Origin of the sequence: Sinorhizobium psoraleae, from assembly GCF_013283645.1 — a bacterium.
GTDB classification, from domain to species: Bacteria; Pseudomonadota; Alphaproteobacteria; order Rhizobiales; family Rhizobiaceae; genus Sinorhizobium; species Sinorhizobium psoraleae.
In genome coordinates this window covers 1,731,630-1,749,111 of the sequence record NZ_JABEKV010000001.1, presented here as the reverse complement: position 1 = coordinate 1,749,111, position 17,482 = coordinate 1,731,630, and the positions used below count along the sequence as shown (strand labels likewise).

The window sequence follows — 17,482 nt, the reverse complement described above, 5'->3', positions numbered from 1 at the left end:
ATCTTCCAGCTCGCCTGAAAAGAGGTTCCACGTTCCGCTGAAACGCGGTCCCGCGATGGTGATTTGGTAGACGTGTCCGATTGGCTCTCGAATGCACGAATGAGCGTCGGATGCAGGCGTCTGCCATTTAATTCTTTACCGAGTGCGATCAGCACCGGGTGAACTTGGGTAGATTTCCAGTCGACGGGATAGGGTTTTTCCATTTGGCCAAAGAAGCAGGCTGGGGGCCGCTCGGTCAATAAGCCCTGGTAGCGCTGCCGGAAAATGCCGAAGATCCCGACTGGGCAAGCGCGACCACCCTTGACCGCCGTCTACGCGGTAGGGTCGATCGACCTCGATTGGCTGCTGATCTTCGCCTCGCTTACTTGGTCGGTCTCACAAGCGAGACGACCCGTGGCTTAGACGGCGCGTCTAGCCATTCGATCCACTTATCCCTTTCTTCGATCGTGTCGAAGAACCGCCAGAGCTTGTACTCCTCCTCAGTCGTTTCCAGCATCTCGCCAACGGTCACGAGTTCCAAGGGTAAGGTCACCTCGTTGCCGTCGAACCGGACGAAATAGACGCCCTCGGCAGCCAGGCGAATTACCTGGCCTGTCCCATAGCTTCCATCGGGAGCGTCGAGGGTGAAGTACATGCCGGTCAAATTGTCTAAAACTGTTTTGCTCATAGGTCTCGAATGCCAGTCCTGAAGAATGCCCGAGATGGGAAGTTCGCCCAGCCTCTGGGCAAAGGCAAGGCACGCTAAAGGTTATCAGATCATATCAGAGACGATCTTCATTGGAGACGGTAAGCTGCGTGGCTCATAACCACGAGAGACCGGGTTCGATTCCCGGACCTGCAACCAGCTTCGAGATAATGGCTTAGAAACTGGCCTTGAGCGAGACAACTGCTTTTGCTGCTCTTCCGCATAGCTCAACCACGTGGTGTTCGCTGAGCCCCATGTGCTCTGTGGCTATTTTGAGGAGATAGTCGGCAATTTCTTCTGCCGTTGTGTCCTCGTCGGCCAGCATGCTGAGAACGTCGTCGGCGTAGGCGTCATATTCGTCCCTTGCCTCCGGAAGGTCAGATATGCCGATGGGGTCCCAGGCGTGAAGCAACACTTCGCGAATTTCGGCGCGAGCTTTCTCGATATCAATCAGCATGGCCATGAACGGGGAACCTTTAAAGGTGGTGCGAATAAGAAGTCATACCGCGTCGAGAACTGCGTCACTCTTCCCAAAGCATTTCCATGATCTCGTCAGGGGACTCCTGAACCTGGAGCGTCATACAAGCAGCGTTGTTAGGCGCGAAAGTGACGAGAGTGGTGCGCCGCTGCCCTTCAACCCGCTGGAAGTGCGTAACAGTGTCCATGTTGACGAAGATCGGGCCATTGTTGTCGTGCAGTTTCAGCCACATGGTTTTTGTCCCTTCGAGGGAAAGCATTCCAACGAAGTATAGCAGGTTGTAGCCAAATGTCGGGCAGAGCGGCCCGGTAGCTCGCCAGCCTCATAAGCGGATGCAGCCGCATTCAACCGGAAAACGTGCAACTCTTTGCTGTGACGTTGAACTGAAAGTCGCTGCCGCTCAACATAAAGACATACTGTTTCAGCTGCCATTCCTCGTACTCGACATCGCCGGCTATGTAGATGCAATCGTAGCCCATCTCCGCGTGTGTGCTCAGCACGCCGCTAACACGGTACTCGACGCAGAAGTCGAATTGAATTTCGCCCAGCCGATCCACTCCATCAACGCGGTACTCGAAACGAACTTTGAGTTGTGTGTCGTCGAACAATACCGAGAAGTCACCGTAACCAGCTGGGTCAAACGGCAGATTGAGATGTTCGACCGGAGCGTCGGAGTAGGCGGTCACTTTGTAGCGCATTGAGCAGACTTTCGTTTACAGCCGACAGCGCAGGTTCAAATCCCGCCACTGCAATTAATCTTCTTCAGCGCGAAGCCGGATTCTCTTTTATCCAATTGTTCGTTCCGGCCTTTGCACCAGAGTAATACCGGTTCTTGACCATCTCACTAACCCAGAGCGCATCGTCCTTGTCCATCAGCTTTTTCAGATGGTCATGCAGCTCCTCGGCCGTATTGCTCCCGTTGATGAGCCAGGCTGAGAACTGATACTTGTGCCCACCGAGACGTTTGATCTCGTTAATCAGGGGCTTGTACGCCGAAGAACCCTCGTCGCCGTTCAGGTCGTAAGTAACCACGTATGAAGTCATCATCGTTCCTTTCTGGTTGCATAAGCAGGAAACGATTAACGTGGGCGATACGCAACCTCAAGACGGCATCGGGAGACAGTTACACCCGCAACTCACAGGTGCTTGGGGATATCCGGACAATGAGACCCCAGCCGCCATCCTCGTTGTTCGAGGACATCAACTCACCGACCTTCGTCCCAGCCGCAGACATGCCAGAATGGATAGAGGCAACCTTCATCGATCCTTCGTCTCCGCTCCACAATCCGGAGCATGCTCACCTGGCGCACGCGGAAATCGGTTTCCTCTGGACCGTCGTCGAGAACAGCAGGAAGGGCAGACGGATCATCGGCCAGTGTGAGACAGGATCTCCGCAGGGAACAATGGGCAAATGGGCCCGCGCCCGGGCAGAGATGCAGATCAAGCAGTGGTTCGGCTTCGTCCCATCATCACCTTGGATGCCGAATATTGCAGGGAGTGCGGAGACGCCGAGTTCATGGTGTTAGTCGAGCACGAGCTCTACCACGCCGCCCAAGAGACGGATGCATTCGGCGCTCCAAAGTTCAGTAAGTCGACCGGACGGCCGATCTTCACCATCCGCGGACATGATGTGGAAGAGTTCGTCGGCGTCGTTCGTCGCTACGGGGCAGATGCAGCCGGCGTCCGTGCCATGGTCGATGCAGCCAACCAGAAACCCGAGATCGCAAGAGTGCAGATCGCACATCCGTGCGGCACCTGCCAACTTAGGGTCGCCTAGTCCCGATCACTCGCCGTCGCGAACGCGCCGCCGGTAACGTTCTCGATCCTCCTCGGTTGCTCCCGTCGAGAGGTCTTGTCCCGTTTCAATCCGGTGCGCGATAGGCTGCCATGGCCGTCCTGGGTTCTCTAGTTCCCAGAGCTTCTTTGCACGTCGCTCTATTTCACGGTCCTCCACTTGTGCCTCCATCATCATTGCACGCGACCGCAAAGAGCATACCTTGATGGAGCCTTTATAGAGAGATGGCCAATCCGAAATATTCCGATGAGGTCAAAAACCTACGTCGCGCAGGCGCTCGCTTGTTTCGATAGCCCGGCGGTCGTCGCGAAAGCGGCCAAGGCCGAGTTCGACGTCGTCATCAGCCCTCAGGCGGTAGACGCATACGATCCCACTAACGGGCAGGGCAAAAGCTCTCGCGGCGGTTCCGGGGCCACGGGCGCTTACCTATGCGCACCTCATTCCTGTGCCTGTCACAGGAATCCAGCCGCGCCGCGTCGGCGGCGCGAGAAGGCTCAAACTTTATCGCCGGCGCAGATGGAGATGCGCCCGCTCCGGCTGCTCTTCACGCAGCGTTGCACACCTGTTTTAGTCCGACGTGAACGCGACAGGCGCGATGAAGCCCAGTTCGCGCAATTGCTTCGAGCCGGAGAACCGCACGGAGTCCGGGCTCTGGAAGTCAAACTCGCCGGATTTCTGCAAATCGTCCAGCATCGTGCGATAGGCGGCGGCACCGTCGAAATACTGTCCGTCCGTCACCGCATGCTCGATCTTCTCCCTGTAGTCGGAGAAGAACTTGAAGTGCAGCAGCACGCCGGAGATTGCCGGAAAATTGCGCTCGCAGGGAAGCGGCTGGTGAATGCTGACCCCCAGGCTACAATCCTCGTCCCACAAGATCACAGGATATTTCATGAGTTCCAGCACGTGCGCGAACTTCCGCTTGCGCGGTCCGCCGGTGATGCTGATCGCCCGCTTCGTATAGGTGATTTCGTAGCCGGCGCCGTCGAAGTGGTCAGCGATTTCCCAGGGCATCCGCGCATCCGTGCCGTCGAGTGTCGCCGAACCGAGCGGGCCGACCGGGTACATGTCAAGCATGGGGGCCGCAAGGCGCTTTTCGCCGCGCGCTTCGAGCGCCCGGATGAGGTTGCGAAGCGGCTGGCGTTCGCAATCGTCGTAGATCAGGAATTCGTCCGAATCGACGTTGAGATACCACCGATCCTTGCCGTAGCGCTCGAACAGCGTCTGGCGCCATTCGCGCCCGCGCCGGGCGTCCCGGTAGCGCAACGGCGAACTCCAGACGTCCACGTCTGGCTGCGACCTGAGATATTCGCGCGTACCGTCGGACGAAACGTCGTCGATGCAGATGAAGCGCGAAACGCCGAGCCTTCTGTAGTGGGCGAGAAAGGACGGCATCAGCTTCAGGTCGTTATGCGTGTTGAAGACCACCGGAATGTCGTCGCGCCCGAGCGGCCGCGCACCGCCCTCGTTCAGGCACGACATTTCGATCACGCGCTTTCTCTTGCGCTCGCGCGCCGCCAGCTTGAAGGATTCGTACCGGGTCACGATCCGGTCGAGAACGCTTCGCTGACCCCGCCCGTTCGCAAGTTCGACCCGCCCTTTCTCAACTTCCGAAAGACGAAAGGGGTAGTGAAGATCCTTCAAAATCCGCTCCAGGTGCCGCTGCGATAGCTGCGTTTATCGGGATCATCACCGGAATTCAACTCGGCAGCCCGCGGCGGCGCAAATCCGCAGTTCCCGTGCGGCGAGGACCGGCGGCGCACTCGAAGGCCGCCGCTAAAACGCGAACGGATATCGCGGCTCGAGCTTCCCGGTCGCCAGTTTCGCGAAATTGCGCATCTTGCCGGGAATGTGCTCGCGACGGTCATAGGCCCTGAGCAGGTCTCCAGACCGGCAATCCTCGTTGAAGCGGGCGATCCACTCCTCGGTGAGGCCGTCGCGCTGAATGACCATCCGGGTCTCGGCCTTCTCGGGCGGGGCAACGTGCAGGTGTTCGGCGATATGCGTGATGAAGGGGCTCGGGTCGCCGGCCAGATCCTCATAGACAAATTCGGCGAACGGCGCGCCGAGGAGCTCCAGATAGCTCTGCCAGAAATTGTAGCTTTCGCGGATGTAGAAGAAGCAACGGGCGATCTGTTCGAAATCGTAGTGCGGCTCGGCCTTCGCTCCTCGATGAGCGGCAAAGGCGCGCGTCTGCCTTGCCCGGGCAAAGGAAATCGCCTGCCTCAGAGTGTCTTTCCGGCGAAGGAAGACGAGCGCCGTTTCGTGTTCGCAAAGGCAATGGCGGATGAAATCCCGGCCGTAGCGCTCCTGCGTCACGAAAAGCTGGTTCGGAAAGATCTTCATGCCGAACGCCCCGTTCGGGGTCGAGCACTTGCCGATGATTTCCCCGAAGAAGGCGTCGAAGGACAGCGCCGTGGTATCAAGACGATGGGCCTTCGGAGCCAGCCACTCGGCCGGCAATCCCATGCCGCCGGAATGGCCAAGGAGAGTACTTAGCCAGCTGGAGCCGCTTCTTGCTTCGGAGAGGATCAGATATCCGCGCATCAGGTTCCCAATATTAGGTTTCGCTAAATGCGCCGCTAAGGATCAATCTGGGCAATTTTTCGCCGCACGAGCCCGATTTTCCGGAAAAAGCGGGCGCGCAATGGCTGCCCCGCGCAAACGTGCAACACCGCGCGGTCCTGCTTCGAGCCAGGAACGATTGTTCGATCGGCGGCCTAACGGCCGAATCGGTGCACCGCAGCCGCGAGCGGGAGCGCCAGGCGCCGCGTTGTTCCTCTCTCGATTCAGTGCTATATTCAAGCTGTTCGATCGCGGGTGCCGGCACCCCTCCGTAGATCGTTCGCCTCGAGCGCGCTCGGCCCAAACGAGCGCGCTTTCGCGTTTGTGGCGGCAGGATAGAAACATGCAGCAATTCAGCTGCTACGGCGTCTTTGCGCGTCCGACTGGACGCGCGGCGTTGTAGATCATTTCATTGATTCAATGACACAGCGGAATGATCTAACGCTTTGAAATGACGCAACTCCGGACGGAAGACCGTTACACAGTTTTCCTGGAATTGCGCTAGCGAGACTTCGCTTTCGACGCCGCCCCCTTGCCGACAAGGCGCCTGACGGCGGCGGAGAAATTCGAGGCAAGCCTGGCTCTCGAGAAAAGGGCATGGCCGTCCAGGGTCCTCGCCGATTGCAGCCGGGCGGCCCTCAGCGTCTTCTCGGCCTGGTCGATCGTCAGGTCGGTGTCGCAATAGGTCGCCTGAAACAGGTTCATGACCGCGGGCACGATCATGTTCTGCAGGTGTCTGCCGTCCTCCACGAAACGGTTCGGAAACGTCTCGTTCACGATCTCGTAGGCGGGGAAATAATAGAGGCGGCCCGCCCATTCATCGGCGCGATCGCGAATCGTCTCGTCTACGGCGGCCCGAATGATCGCCTTGGATGCCGAGTTGGCCGTCAGGCAGGCGACTGGCCGGAATGTTGCGACGAGCGGGATCGGCGAGACGGTGACGACGATCTTCGCCCGAGGCACGTGTTTGCCGATAAGATCGATGATCTCCTGAATGCAGGCCTTCGTTTCGCCGAAGCTGCAAACCCGGAACTTATGCCGGCTCGGATCGTAGTGCTTCATCGGAACGGCACGCCAGAAAACGCCGCCGGTCAGCTCGTCGTACCAGATTTCCGACAGGCCGAACGTCAGGATGAAGACGTCCGTCTTCAGGAACACGTCCCGGGTGCGCGTCCGGATCTCTTCCGTCAGGTCGAACTCTTCGGCCTTGTAGCCGTGCCAGAGGTTTGTCGGCGGTGCCACGCCTTCGAGCGCCCAGCGGAACTGCTGGACGATCGAATGGACATTGACCAGCCCCTCGCCCATCGACGAGATGTAGATGTCGCGATCTCGGTTCTTGGATACATCGAACCCCAGCTTCGCAAGATGCTTGCTGATGTTCTCGGCAAAGCACGAGCCGAAGGCGGTAACGTTCGTCGTGGGAGAGATGAACGGCTTATCCGGGGTCCAGCCCTTCAACAGGAATCGCGACGCAAAGTCGTCTTTCACGTGATCGGAGCCGTACGGATTGAAGTTACTGGCACTGCCCCGGAAAAAGGAAGACCCCATTTTTTTGGGCGCCTCTCCCGCCGGGACGACGGAGACCGTCTCCTGGAAACCGGAATGGTCTATCGCCTTGATCGACATGATTGCCCCCTTGCCACATGGCCGCGCGTGGACCTTAGTGAAGTGGCCTTTGTGAGGCAACAGCCGTCGCGCTACTGCATGTTCCCTTAAGTCGTTGCCGATTTAAGGATGAAAACATGCAGCAATTCAAAGTGCTACAGCGCCCTTTGCGCGTCCGATAAGACGCGCGGCGCTGTGGAGCGGCAACGAGCGGAATTGCGCCCTGCCCGATGGCATAAATGGAAATGGCGGGCCGAGTTGGGCGCTTCACTATACTCTAACCACGGATAACCCAAGCCCCAAGCACAAGCAGGATAAGTGGCGGGCCCAGCAGCATCCCGCCGAAAAGCCAAGCCGTTTTCTGTAGCTGCCTGCCGGTTTGAAGTCGGCTTTCGATCTCATCGGGCACGACAATGCTCCCGCTTCCAGATGCAGCGGCCCTTTCCCTTATGGACGCCACCTCCTTCTCGGCTTTCCAGCCGTCGGCGATCACTGCCCAGCCCTTGACGAAGATGGAGCTTCCATCGGTCACGCCTCGCCGCCGTCCTTCGACTTCCACGTAGACGACCAATGTCAGTACCCAAAGCGCAGAAACGATCAACCACAGTCGAAAGAGGCCACGTAGGATATTCATCTTGTGCCCTACCTCACGACCGAGGATAGCACAGCGGCGAATGGCGACCAGATCATTTCATCGTTTTCACTGAACAGTGAGATGATCTAACTCTTTGAAATGACGCAATTCCGGAGGGAAAACCGTTACACGCTTCTGCTGGATTTGCTTCAGTCCGTTCAATTCAGACCGCCACCCAGACGCGCAACCAAACGCTGCGGGAACGACGCACCTGCACGGCGATCAGAGCCCGCCGGGAGCGAGAGCCGCTGAATAGCAGCAGAAACTGTCATTGTTTCGCAGACGAAACGATAACTTTGGCGTGATGAAGGGAAAATGGTGGGTGATCACGGGCTCGAACCGTGGACCCGCTGATTAAGAGTCAGCTGCTCTACCAACTGAGCTAATCACCCGTCCAGAACCGCGTCGCTGCGGTCTGGAGGGGCGTATAATGGCCTTCGTCCGGCTTGTCCAGCACCCTTTGCAAAATTTTCGGGAAATTTTTCAAAGGCTCATCGCATGGCGGGGAAGCCGGTGATGCGGGTGGCGTGGACGATGCCGTCTGCCTCTTTTCCCTCGTTGAGCGGCGCCGAGATTGCGCAAAACCGCTCACGCTTGGCTCCGTCCCGCTCTAAACTCCACCTCTCGACAGGAGGAAAGACGATGGCGTCCATGACGGTTGAACTGCGAAATGTCGAAGGCACGGAGGCGGCGATCGGCTGGGCCGGGAGCCATACGGTCGTCATCGACCGGCCGGAGGGCAAGGCGGGCGGACGCGGGCTCGGCTTCAACGGCGCGCAGCTGCTGGCGCTGGCGCTTGGCGGCTGCTTCTGCAACGATCTGCGTTATGCCGCGCACCAGATGGGCTCCGCCCTCGGCAAGATCGCCGTCAGCGTTACGGTCGAGCTCGAAGGCGAGCCGCTGCTGACAACGGCCGCGGCCATGTCGGTCAGCTGCGAAACGCTCGACGGGTCCGATCCGCAGGCGATCATCGATCGCGCCAAGGCTATCTGCATGGTTGCCAACACGCTCAAAAAGGGCGTTCCGGTGGAGATCCGGTCGGCTTAAGGATTGAAAACCATGCAGCACTTCAAAGTGTTGCATCAACTTTTGCGCGCGCGGCCACCCCACCCACCTCATTCCTGTGCTTGTCACAGGAATCCAGCCACGGCGCGTCCGCGCCGTGAATGAAGTGGCCTCCAGTATTCGAGACGGACGAGACGTGGTCCGGCGTCCCGTGGGTTACCCGCGATCATTCGCGCCCTCGAGGTGTCTCCCGCGCCGCAGACGCGGCGCTGCTGGATTCCCGTGACAAGCACAGGAATGAGGAACGAAGCAAAACTTTCCCGTACCGCTACCAACGAGGCGCAGTGTTGCTGTCTTGTACCGTGCGCGCCCGGAAAGACGCACGGCGCTGTCGCCCGCCGCTCGCCTAACCAACCTCGACGAACAGTGCCCGGTGGTCGGAGACTTCCGGCTCTTCGACCACGTCGAAACGGTTGACCTTCACCTGCGGCGTCACCAGCAGGTAATCGGCGAAGCGGTTTTCCTTTTCATAATAGGAGGTGCGCGTATCCGTGAAGCCGCGTGACGTCACGAGATCGGTAAGCCCGAGCTTCCCCAGCACCTCGAAAGTCTCGCTTCCCGGCAGGACGTTGAAGTCGCCGCAGACGACCAGCCGTTCGTTGTCGCGCCTCACCCGCTCCACCAGGCCGACCAGCGCCTCCGCCTGGGCCCGGCGCGCCGGCGTGTCCCCCTTGCCGGCAATGTCGCGCAGACCATGCATATGGGCGATGGTGATGGCGAAGCCGTCCCCGTAGCTCATCAGCCGAAGGCAATGGGCGTTTCGCGCACGCGGATGCGCGCCCCAGCCGTCGGCCGAAAAGCCGCCGTGGACGAAGTCGAGCGCCTGGCCGATGACAGCGAGCGACTTGCGCACGAAGGTCGCGAGCCCGAACTCGGAGAGGACCCGCTCTGCGCCATCGAAGAGCTCGCCCCGCGCCGTCGGGCAATAGAACGCATCGTGCCCGGGAAGAACGGCGGCGATCTCATCGAAGAGGTTGGCGCGCTGCGGCAGTTCGAGCCCGCGGTCGCGATAGACCAGCCAGTCGGCCGTCGAGCCGGTCGTGCGCGTCACCTCCTGCAGGCAGAGAACATCCGCATCGCTGTCGGCAAGATATTTGATCAGCGGCGCATGCACGCGGCCGCCCCATGCGTTCAGCGAAATTATGCGCAGTGCCATGGCTTCCCTCCGCGCACCCCGTACATGCGCCTGTGTAGCGGTCTTCCGTTCGGAATTGCGTAGCTTCAAAGACTAGATCGCCAGTTCGCCGCTCGCGACCTTCACCGCATGGCCGCCGATGCGGGCGGTCGCGATCTTGCCGCCGGCGATGTCGAGATGCAGGTGGATGAAGGACGGGCGACCCATCTCCACGCCCTGCTCGATCAGGATCGGGTGGTGCCCGTCGACGAGTTCGTCGAAAAGGTGGATGGCGCCCGAAAGGGCGGCGGCGGCCGAGCCGGTCGCCGGATCCTCGACCGCGCCCATCTCCGGCTTGAACATGCGGGCGTGGAAGCGCGCCATGTGGTTGATGCCGCCGCGACAGTAGAGATAGGCGGCGGCGAGCCGTCCTTCGGCGAGCGGCGCAAGCTGCTCCCAGCGTTGCGCGTCGAATTCCACCGCCGCCACCGCGCCGACATCATGCAGCGGCACCATGACGAAGGGCACGCCCGCGCTCCAGAATGAGATCACATGATTCTCGAAACCGATCTGCGTCGCCTTCAGGCTGAGCGCATCGGCGATCTCGTGCTTGTCGAAGCGCGCCTCGAGCCGGCTCGGCTTGCGCGGCAGGTCGAACTCCGCGAATGCCGCCTCGCCCGGCTTCAGCCGCACGGCAGAGCGCACCGGACCCACCCGCTCCTCCAGCACCTGCATGAGGTCGAGCGCCTTGCCGGAGTCGCCATGCGCGGCCTCCGCCAGCGCCACCGCCGCGCCGACGGTCGGATGCCCGGCGAAGGGCAGCTCGTGCGCCGGCGTGAAGATTCTCAGCCGCGCCGAATGGGCGGCACTTCCCGGCTGCTGCAGGAACACCGTTTCCGAAAGATTGAATTCCTGGGCGATCGCCTGCATGGCCCCGTCGCTCAAGCCATCGCCGTCGAACACCACGGCAAGGGGATTGCCCTCCAGACGCTTCCGCGTGAAAACGTCGTAGATCGCATATCGCCGTGTCATCAATGCCCCCACCGGTACTGCACGTTTCCCTGGATCGGTCCCGATTTGAGGAAGCCATGCGGAAATTCAAATGCTGTAGCGGCGTCTGTCCTTGAAGAACCGACCGGTCTTGTGAAGGAATCACGCGCGTTCCAGCGTCGTGCCGCACGCCCCGGAGCATCCATCCGCAGGCATTGCGGCACACTCCACCGAAGACCTTGCAATGCCGTGGCGCGGGCGGCAAGGCAAAAAGCATTGAACATGAACGCGGCCGCCCCGTTCCTGTCGCGAAAAGGATCGGCCTGACCTTACGTCAGCCAATCGGTCAGGCATAAGAAACCTGACACAACCGATTGAAAGGACGACGACTTCTCTGCCGTCGATCCTTGTTGGGAAATCATCTGCCGGGATATCGATGAGCAGCCGCCTCCCTTCTGCGCCACGGCTCTTCGGTCACGTGCCGGAACACGCTGAACTGGAAGGATTGCCTCGATCCCCATGGGGTCGTGTGCTCATGCCTGCGCGAGCTGACAAGCTTGAAGGCGCTGCCGAGCGTTTCGGCCAGGCTCTCCGGGCTGTAGCGCATCACCGGCAGGCCGCTGCAGCGATCCGGCCCGTCCGGGCCAAAGGTCGCAATGATGGCGTGGCCGCCGGCTCTCAGGCCTTCGCTCAAGTGCGCGACATAGGCGGCCCGGTCATGTTTCTCCGTGAGGAAATGGGACGCCGCCCGGTCGTGCCAGATCTCGTAGGCCGCCGTCGGCCGCCACGTCGTGACGTCCGCGACGATCCAGCGGACGCGTGCGGCGCGCTCGCCAAGCCGGCTTCTCGCCGCCGCGAGCGCGCCCTCCGACAGGTCCAGGACGGTGATGGCCCGAAATCCCCTGTCGCAAAGATGGTCCACAAGGCGCGAGGCCCCGCCGCCGATGTCGATGATAGAGGTCTCGGACGTCGCGCCGAGGACGGCGATCAGCTCCAGCGACGGCGCCGGATTTTCCTCGAACCAGCTAACCTCGTCCTCGCCCTTGCCGCGATAAACCTTCTCCCAATGGGCCCGACGGCTTTCACGCCTCATGTGCCCTCCTCCGCCCGGAAGATGCCGACTAAATCGTCGTCCTCCGCGAACGCAAGCATCCCGCTGCCGATCCATGATTCCCTAAATCGGAGCCAATTTGAGGGCAATGACGCGGCATTCGACGTTTGGCGGCACGGTGTCTGATCGGATGCGTGGCGCGCTGATGTACTTCTGGATCAGCCCGCAAAGTCATTCACGGGCACGGACGCACACCGGGCGAGATGGCGAACGCCTCGATATAGCGGAGGAACGGCGCCGGATCCTGTGTCGCCGTGGCCATCGCCACGTGGCCGTCCGGGCGCACGAGATAAACGGCGTCGCGGCCGAAGCCCGCCTCGGCGGCGGCCGGCGTGAAGGGGAAGGCGTGGACCGGTATTCCCGTTTTGGTCAGCGCCGCGCGGAAGGCTGGGCTGGCCGCGCCATAGACGTGAACCTGCCAGTCGAGCGACGAAAGCGGCGCGAAGTTGTCGCCCGACAACGCGTCGACGTAGGGCAGCCGATCGCCGCCGCGCAATTGGCCCGCCCCGCCGCGGTCGCGGTAGGTGATGCCGATCTGCGACACGGTCCGGAACGCAAACCGCGCGCCCGCGGGCGTCGCGACCAGCAGGGCGATCATCCGGGGCATGAGATAACGGCGCCAGAGGCCCGCGAGCACCGAGCGGCTGGTCAACACCCGGAACGCCCGGTCAGTGCTTGCGACCAGCCGCCGGGCGAAGGCGATCCGCTCCGGCTCGTAGCTGTCGATGAGCCGCGCGTCCGCGCGACCGCCGACAACGGCGGCGAGCTTCCAGCCGAGGTTCACCGCGTCGCCGATCCCGGTATTCATGCCCTGGCCGCCGGCGGGGCTGTGGATATGGCCGGCGTCGCCGGCGATAAACACCCGGCCCACGCGAAAACGCTCCGCGACCCGATGGTGCAGGCGATAGGTCGAGAACCAGTTGACCGCCTTGACGGTGACACCGGTAATCCGCTCGACCTCGGCACGGCTCGTCTCGAAAGTGATCCTCTCCTCCGCCGCATTCTCTGCCGGCACGATGCCGATCAGCCGCACCGAACCCGACTGGCGCACCGGCAGCACGATCGCGAAGCCGTGCGTATCAAGGCACACATTCAGGCCGTCGCGGGCGATCGTACCCTCCACCTCGACATCGGCGACATAGAAGGACTGCTCGTAGGTGCCGCCCGGAAAGCCGAGCTTCAGGCCGTGGCGCACCGTACTGCTCGCGCCGTCCGCCCCGCATAGATAGGCAGCCCGGATGACCTCGCCGGCGCCGTCCTTCACCACCGTCGCCGTCACGCCCGCCGCATCCTGCTCGAAGCTCATGAGTTCGGCGCGCCGCTCGACCGCAACGCCCGCCTTTTCGAGATGCCGGACCAGAATGCGCTCGTGAATGTCTTGCGGCAGCGCGAAGGCGAAGGGGTAGCGGCTGAGCCCCGCGCCGAAATCGCCGAGCTTCAGCGTCGCCGCGATGCCTGACGGCGTGCGCACGGCAAGCCGCTCGACACGAATGCCGGCGGCGAGCACATCGTCGACGATGCCCAATTGCCGATAGAATTCGAGCGTGCGCGCCTGCACCGCGATCGCGCGCGAGGTCTCGCCCGGCCCGGACGCCTTGTCGATGATCCGGAGATCGACGCCGAGCCGCTTCAGCCACAGCGCCAGCACCAGCCCCGTCGGCCCTGCCCCGACGATCAGCACCTGCGTCGCGGAAGTCTTCATAGAACCTGCCTTGCCTCCGTGGACCGCCCCCGAACAGTGGCCACTTTGAACTACTTCATGGATCTATACAGCCGCAAGCAACGAGCCTCGCGGTGACCGAGCGACATCGGGACTTTAGCGATTGCTCAACAATCGGATCACACATAGACTGCAAAGCGCGAGATGAGGTAACAGCGGGGGGCGATAGTGGCCATTTTCATGGACCGGCATGACCTCAAGGGATACTCGGCGGCCGATGTCGCCGAGGCGCATCGCAAGGATCTCGAAATCCAGGATCAATACGGCGTAAAGTTCCTCACCTACTGGTTCGACCAGCAGCGCGGCACCACTTTCTGCCTCATCGACGCCCCGGACAAGGAAACCGCGCAATGCGTGCATCGCGAGGCACATGGCCATGTTGCCGGCGAGATCGTCGAGGTCGCGCTTTCGGCGGTCGAGGCTTTTCTCGGTCGCATCCAGGACCCAGAGCCGCCCGCCGGCCATCCGCAGGACGATAAGGACTGCGGGCATCGCGCCATCATGTTCACCGACATAGTCGGTTCCACGGAAATGACGGCGCGCCTCGGCGACCGCATGGCCACCGAACTGGTCAGGGCACACGATTCGATCGTGCGCAGGTGCCTGAACGAGTTTGGCGGACGCGAGGTGAAGCACACCGGCGACGGGATCATGGCATCCTTCGCTTCGACGAAGCACGCCGTTGATTGCGCCACGGCGATCCATCGCGATTTCCGGCGCTACAACAGCGGAAACGCCGAACCGATCCACGTCCGCATCGGCCTCGACTGCGGAGAGCCTGTCGAGGACAGCAATGATCTCTTCGGCACCACCGTACAACTCGCGGCCCGCCTGTGTTCGGCTGCCGCCGCGGATCAGACCCTCGTCTCGGAGAATGTCTATCGCGAGCACGGCAGCCCGGACGCCTTTACCGCGACGAAGCGCCGGCGGCTCAAAGGGTTTTCCCGACCCGTTGCAGCATTCCAATGCGCCCCGGCAAAGTCTGCACTACGATGAGTTCGGGTCGCCCATCATGATCACAGCCGAGCACGCTTCCCCGATGAAATGAAACAACGGCCGCGCTCGTCTACCGTAAAGCCCCGCCCCTTTACGTCATGAATCTCGGCAACGCAGCCGCCAGCGCGTCCACCGCATATCGCACCTTCAGCGGCAGATGTGGTGTCTGCAGCCAGAGCGCGTAGTTGTCGTAGTGAAGTCCCGGCTGATCGGCGAGCAGCGGCACGAGTGCGCCAGCCTGGAGGCGCTCGCGAACGAGCCAGCCCGGGAGCCAGGCGAGCCCCATCCCGGCGACTGCAGCGTCGGCGATTGCATCGAGGTCGTCGAGGCGCAGGCGGTTGATCGGCGTCACCTCCGCCGGGGCGTGATCGCTGCGCGGAAACAGCCATGGGCGAACCCGGCCCGACCGGCTGTAGATGATCCCGTGGTGCCCGCCGAGGTCCTCGATCTGCCGTGGCGCGCCGTGCTTCGCGAGATAGGACGGCGAGCCGCAAACGACCATGTGATGGCGCGCTATGCGACGCACGATCGTCCCGGCCCTGTCATCCAGATTGCCGGTACCGGCAGAAAGGCTGCGGATCGCGAGATCGTAGCCGTCGCCTGCGAGGTCGGCGAAGTGATCGCTGAACGAAAGGTCGAATTCGAGCGCCGGATGTCGCCGGGCAAGCTCCAGCAGGATCGGGACCACACAGCGCCGGCCGAACAGCGCAGGCATGGTGACCCTGAGCCGTCCGCGCGGCTCGGAAAGCTGATCGGCGGCGAGCGCATCCGCGGCCTCGGCTTCGGCAAGGACCACGCGGCAACGCTCGTAATAGGCCCGGCCGAAATCCGTCAGGCTCTGGCGCCGCGTCGTGCGGTTCAGGAGGCGCACGCCGAGCCGCTCTTCCAGGAACCGTACATGCTTGCCGACCATCGGTCCGGACAGGTCGAGCGCGGTCGCAGCAGCCGCGAACGAGCCGAGGTCAACGGCTTTGACGAAGACGGCCATGCTCGCAAGGCGATCCATATTGAGAACTCCTGGTTTCTACTGTTCTGCCTCGACAGCCATTTATCCCGCTCATAGGCGACTGGCATAGCCCTTATTCAGTTCAATTGTTTTGGAGTTACGTCGATGGTCCGCGTCGTTCGCTTTCATGAGCTTGGTGGTCCCGAGGTTCTGCGCATCGAAAACGTCGATGTGCAGGGGCCTGGTCCGGGTGAGGTTCAAATCCGGGTCAAGGCGCTCGGGCTCAACAGGGCCGAGGCGCTGCTGCGCTCGGGCACCTATATCGAGACGCCGGTGCTGCCCTCCGGCCTTGGCCTTGAGGCGGCAGGCATCGTCGAAGCGCTCGGTGAAGGGGTCGACGGCTTCGCGCCGGGGGATGCCGTCAGCATCGTGCCGCCGCCGTCGATGGTTCGCTGGCCCGCCTATGGCGAACTCGCCAGCTTTCCGGCAAGGCTCGTCGTCAAGCACCCGCCGTCGCTTGGCTTCGAGGCGGCGGCCGCCGTCTGGATGCAATATCTCACCGCCTATGGCGCGTTGATCGATATTGCCGGGCTGCGCAGCGAAGACTTCGTCGTCATTACCGCCGCATCGAGCAGCGTCGGGCTCGCCGCGATCGAGATTGCCAACGTCGTCGGCGCAACCACGATCGCCGTCACGCGGACGTCCGCCAAGAAGCGGGCGCTCACCGAATTCGGCGCCGCCCATGTCATCGCTGCCGCCGAGGAGGATCTGGAAGCCCGGCTGAAGGAGATCGCCGGTCCGGCGGGCGTGCGCGTGGTGCTCGACGCGGTCGGCGGCCCCTCCTTCGAGCCTCTGACGGCGGCGATCTCACAGGGCGGCATTCTCATCGAATATGGCGGCTTGAGCCCCGAGCCGACCCCCTTCCCGTTGTTCAGCGTGTTGAGCAAGCGCCTGACGCTGCGCGGTTACCTCGTGCACGAGATCATCGGCGACCCGGCGCGGCTCGCGGCCGCCAAGAGCTTCATCCTCGAAGGGCTGACGTCCGGTTCGCTCCGGCCGGTGATCGCCAGGACCTTTCCCTTCGACGAGATCGTCGAGGCGCACCGCTTCCTGGAGTCAAACGAACAGTTCGGCAAGATCGTCGTCACGGTTTGATCGTGGGAGGGATTGCTCCGTGCAATACGGACCGCACTCGACGCCTGTCACGCGGGACAGGCTCAATCGTCAGGGAATTCCGCGTATTGCGGCAGGTCGTCGGTGATGTGGAACCATTCCGCCTTCGACCCGACGAAGATATGCGCCGAAGGGCGGATCGTCGGCGCATCCACGAGCGTGCCGAGCGTGACGTGCGCGTAGGCTCCCTCGCGCACGACGGAAAAGAGCAGCGAGCCGCAAGCCGCGCAATGCACGTCATGCGCCTCGCTCTCGTCGCCATAGATCAAGGTCGCATCCGCGCCCCGTACGAGACCGAGTTCCCCGCGCTTGACGCCGGCGAACGGCTTGAAGGCCGAACCGGTGGCGCGCCGGCAGTTCGAGCAATGGCAGTTCATCGCATATTCGAACCGGTCCGCCACCCGGTACTCGACGGCCCCGCACAGGCATCTGCCGGTCAGCATCCTGGCGGTGCCGGAGTTCGCATCGGCCATGGCCTTCTCCTGTCCGTAAGCGCTACGCTGTTCCTTGAATCGCGACGATTCAGGGACAAAAAAATGCGGTAATTCAAGGTGCTACGGCGCCCCCCCGCGACGCAACACGCTGCAGGCTACATGAGGCTCTGGCAG

18 protein-coding genes, 1 tRNA gene and 2 pseudogenes are annotated in these 17,482 nt (G+C 62.0%); 5 read left to right on the top strand and 16 right to left on the bottom strand.

Translation table 11 applies throughout. The annotated features are described in order from the left end of the window. Positions 1-361: 361 nt before the first annotated feature. From ILFOPFJJ_RS08205 to ILFOPFJJ_RS08185, 5 genes are all read right to left on the bottom strand, one after another. The gene (locus ILFOPFJJ_RS08205; RefSeq protein ID WP_173510015.1) at positions 362-667 is read right to left on the bottom strand and encodes a hypothetical protein; all 306 of its coding nucleotides are present in this window, start codon (positions 665-667) and stop codon (positions 362-364) included. Between the two features lie 193 nt (positions 668-860). Further along, entirely contained in the window at positions 861-1,148 is a 288-nt protein-coding gene (locus ILFOPFJJ_RS08200; RefSeq protein ID WP_246299495.1) for a hypothetical protein, read from the bottom strand. A gap of 58 nt (positions 1,149-1,206) precedes the next feature. Beyond that, positions 1,207-1,395, bottom strand: coding sequence for a hypothetical protein (locus ILFOPFJJ_RS08195; RefSeq protein ID WP_173510014.1), 189 nt, complete (start codon positions 1,393-1,395; stop codon positions 1,207-1,209). A gap of 112 nt (positions 1,396-1,507) precedes the next feature. Further along, positions 1,508-1,861 (bottom strand): hypothetical protein, encoded by a 354-nt coding sequence (locus tag ILFOPFJJ_RS08190; RefSeq protein ID WP_173510013.1) that lies wholly within the window; start codon positions 1,859-1,861, stop codon positions 1,508-1,510. A gap of 64 nt (positions 1,862-1,925) precedes the next feature. Then, complete coding sequence (locus ILFOPFJJ_RS08185) at positions 1,926-2,207, bottom strand: CRISPR-associated endonuclease Cas2 (protein WP_173510012.1); 282 nt, start codon at positions 2,205-2,207, stop codon at positions 1,926-1,928. A gap of 119 nt (positions 2,208-2,326) precedes the next feature. Here ILFOPFJJ_RS08185 and ILFOPFJJ_RS08180 point away from each other — a divergent pair. Together ILFOPFJJ_RS08180 and ILFOPFJJ_RS08175 are read left to right on the top strand one after the other, a co-directional pair. Beyond that, positions 2,327-2,940, top strand: a pseudogene (locus tag ILFOPFJJ_RS08180) (putative metallopeptidase). A 264-nt stretch (positions 2,941-3,204) separates the two neighbouring features. Beyond that, a pseudogene (locus tag ILFOPFJJ_RS08175) lies at positions 3,205-3,288 on the top strand (DUF2280 domain-containing protein); the annotation flags it as partial. Between the two features lie 237 nt (positions 3,289-3,525). Here the strand turns inward: ILFOPFJJ_RS08175 and ILFOPFJJ_RS08170 are convergent. From ILFOPFJJ_RS08170 to ILFOPFJJ_RS08150, 5 genes are all read right to left on the bottom strand, one after another. Continuing rightward, positions 3,526-4,503: a glycosyltransferase family 2 protein gene (locus tag ILFOPFJJ_RS08170; protein WP_173510194.1), complete on the bottom strand. Its 978-nt coding sequence runs from the start codon at positions 4,501-4,503 to the stop codon at positions 3,526-3,528. A gap of 228 nt (positions 4,504-4,731) precedes the next feature. Beyond that, positions 4,732-5,502, bottom strand: coding sequence for a Stf0 family sulfotransferase (locus ILFOPFJJ_RS08165; RefSeq protein WP_173510011.1), 771 nt, complete (start codon positions 5,500-5,502; stop codon positions 4,732-4,734). A gap of 519 nt (positions 5,503-6,021) precedes the next feature. After that, positions 6,022-7,146, bottom strand: a complete 1,125-nt coding sequence (locus ILFOPFJJ_RS08160; RefSeq protein ID WP_173510010.1) for a GSCFA domain-containing protein — start codon at positions 7,144-7,146, stop codon at positions 6,022-6,024. A gap of 256 nt (positions 7,147-7,402) precedes the next feature. Continuing rightward, positions 7,403-7,759 (bottom strand): hypothetical protein, encoded by a 357-nt coding sequence (locus ILFOPFJJ_RS08155; protein ID WP_173510009.1) that lies wholly within the window; start codon positions 7,757-7,759, stop codon positions 7,403-7,405. 316 nt (positions 7,760-8,075) lie between these two features. Then, positions 8,076-8,151 (bottom strand) — tRNA-Lys (locus ILFOPFJJ_RS08150). Positions 8,152-8,401: 250 nt separating this feature from the next. Here ILFOPFJJ_RS08150 and ILFOPFJJ_RS08145 point away from each other — a divergent pair. After that, positions 8,402-8,806 (top strand): OsmC family protein, encoded by a 405-nt coding sequence (locus ILFOPFJJ_RS08145; RefSeq protein WP_173510008.1) that lies wholly within the window; start codon positions 8,402-8,404, stop codon positions 8,804-8,806. A gap of 364 nt (positions 8,807-9,170) precedes the next feature. On the opposite strand, the gene ILFOPFJJ_RS08140 is transcribed toward ILFOPFJJ_RS08145, so the two are convergent. The 4 genes from ILFOPFJJ_RS08140 to ILFOPFJJ_RS08125 all read right to left on the bottom strand — a co-directional run bounded on the left by ILFOPFJJ_RS08140 (position 9,171) and on the right by ILFOPFJJ_RS08125 (position 13,741). Further along, complete coding sequence (locus ILFOPFJJ_RS08140) at positions 9,171-9,974, bottom strand: endonuclease/exonuclease/phosphatase family protein (protein ID WP_173510193.1); 804 nt, start codon at positions 9,972-9,974, stop codon at positions 9,171-9,173. 78 nt (positions 9,975-10,052) lie between these two features. Further along, complete coding sequence (locus tag ILFOPFJJ_RS08135; protein WP_173510007.1) at positions 10,053-10,970, bottom strand: PhzF family protein; 918 nt, start codon at positions 10,968-10,970, stop codon at positions 10,053-10,055. A 376-nt stretch (positions 10,971-11,346) separates the two neighbouring features. Next, the gene (locus ILFOPFJJ_RS08130; protein WP_173510006.1) at positions 11,347-12,021 is read right to left on the bottom strand and encodes a class I SAM-dependent methyltransferase; all 675 of its coding nucleotides are present in this window, start codon (positions 12,019-12,021) and stop codon (positions 11,347-11,349) included. Positions 12,022-12,214: 193 nt separating this feature from the next. Then, positions 12,215-13,741 carry an FAD-dependent monooxygenase gene (locus ILFOPFJJ_RS08125; RefSeq protein WP_173510005.1) on the bottom strand — a complete coding sequence of 509 codons (1,527 nt, stop codon included), beginning with the start codon at positions 13,739-13,741 and terminating at the stop codon, positions 12,215-12,217. Between the two features lie 186 nt (positions 13,742-13,927). On the opposite strand from ILFOPFJJ_RS08125, the gene ILFOPFJJ_RS08120 reads away from it, so the two are divergent. Continuing rightward, positions 13,928-14,755 (top strand): nickel-binding protein, encoded by an 828-nt coding sequence (locus ILFOPFJJ_RS08120; protein ID WP_173510004.1) that lies wholly within the window; start codon positions 13,928-13,930, stop codon positions 14,753-14,755. Positions 14,756-14,846: 91 nt separating this feature from the next. Here ILFOPFJJ_RS08120 and ILFOPFJJ_RS08115 read toward each other — a convergent pair whose 3' ends face one another. Further along, complete coding sequence (locus ILFOPFJJ_RS08115) at positions 14,847-15,761, bottom strand: LysR family transcriptional regulator (protein WP_173510003.1); 915 nt, start codon at positions 15,759-15,761, stop codon at positions 14,847-14,849. A 105-nt stretch (positions 15,762-15,866) separates the two neighbouring features. Here ILFOPFJJ_RS08115 and ILFOPFJJ_RS08110 point away from each other — a divergent pair, with 105 nt between their 5' ends. Then, on the top strand, positions 15,867-16,856 hold the full coding sequence (locus ILFOPFJJ_RS08110) for a zinc-dependent alcohol dehydrogenase family protein (protein WP_173510002.1): 990 nt from the start codon (positions 15,867-15,869) through the stop codon (positions 16,854-16,856). A 62-nt stretch (positions 16,857-16,918) separates the two neighbouring features. Here ILFOPFJJ_RS08110 and ILFOPFJJ_RS08105 read toward each other — a convergent pair whose 3' ends face one another. Next, on the bottom strand, positions 16,919-17,347 hold the full coding sequence (locus tag ILFOPFJJ_RS08105) for a GFA family protein (protein ID WP_173510001.1): 429 nt from the start codon (positions 17,345-17,347) through the stop codon (positions 16,919-16,921). Between the last annotated feature and the right edge of the window lie 135 nt (positions 17,348-17,482).

Excerpts from the sequence above, each read along its gene's own strand:
- ILFOPFJJ_RS08205 (WP_173510015.1), bottom strand. The coding sequence starts at position 667 with ATGAGCAAAACAGTTTTAGACAATTTGACCGGCATGTACTTCACCCTC.
- ILFOPFJJ_RS08200 (WP_246299495.1), bottom strand. The coding sequence starts at position 1,148 with ATGGCCATGCTGATTGATATCGAGAAAGCTCGCGCCGAAATTCGCGAA.
- ILFOPFJJ_RS08195 (WP_173510014.1), bottom strand. The coding sequence starts at position 1,395 with ATGTGGCTGAAACTGCACGACAACAATGGCCCGATCTTCGTCAACATG.
- ILFOPFJJ_RS08190 (WP_173510013.1), bottom strand. The coding sequence starts at position 1,861 with ATGCGCTACAAAGTGACCGCCTACTCCGACGCTCCGGTCGAACATCTC.
- ILFOPFJJ_RS08185 (WP_173510012.1), bottom strand. The coding sequence starts at position 2,207 with ATGACTTCATACGTGGTTACTTACGACCTGAACGGCGACGAGGGTTCT.
- ILFOPFJJ_RS08165 (WP_173510011.1), bottom strand. The coding sequence starts at position 5,502 with ATGCGCGGATATCTGATCCTCTCCGAAGCAAGAAGCGGCTCCAGCTGG.
- ILFOPFJJ_RS08160 (WP_173510010.1), bottom strand. The coding sequence starts at position 7,146 with ATGTCGATCAAGGCGATAGACCATTCCGGTTTCCAGGAGACGGTCTCC.
- ILFOPFJJ_RS08155 (WP_173510009.1), bottom strand. The coding sequence starts at position 7,759 with ATGAATATCCTACGTGGCCTCTTTCGACTGTGGTTGATCGTTTCTGCG.
- ILFOPFJJ_RS08145 (WP_173510008.1), top strand. The coding sequence starts at position 8,402 with ATGGCGTCCATGACGGTTGAACTGCGAAATGTCGAAGGCACGGAGGCG.
- ILFOPFJJ_RS08135 (WP_173510007.1), bottom strand. The coding sequence starts at position 10,970 with ATGACACGGCGATATGCGATCTACGACGTTTTCACGCGGAAGCGTCTG.
- ILFOPFJJ_RS08130 (WP_173510006.1), bottom strand. The coding sequence starts at position 12,021 with ATGAGGCGTGAAAGCCGTCGGGCCCATTGGGAGAAGGTTTATCGCGGC.
- ILFOPFJJ_RS08125 (WP_173510005.1), bottom strand. The coding sequence starts at position 13,741 with ATGAAGACTTCCGCGACGCAGGTGCTGATCGTCGGGGCAGGGCCGACG.
- ILFOPFJJ_RS08115 (WP_173510003.1), bottom strand. The coding sequence starts at position 15,761 with ATGGATCGCCTTGCGAGCATGGCCGTCTTCGTCAAAGCCGTTGACCTC.
- ILFOPFJJ_RS08110 (WP_173510002.1), top strand. The coding sequence starts at position 15,867 with ATGGTCCGCGTCGTTCGCTTTCATGAGCTTGGTGGTCCCGAGGTTCTG.
- ILFOPFJJ_RS08105 (WP_173510001.1), bottom strand. The coding sequence starts at position 17,347 with ATGGCCGATGCGAACTCCGGCACCGCCAGGATGCTGACCGGCAGATGC.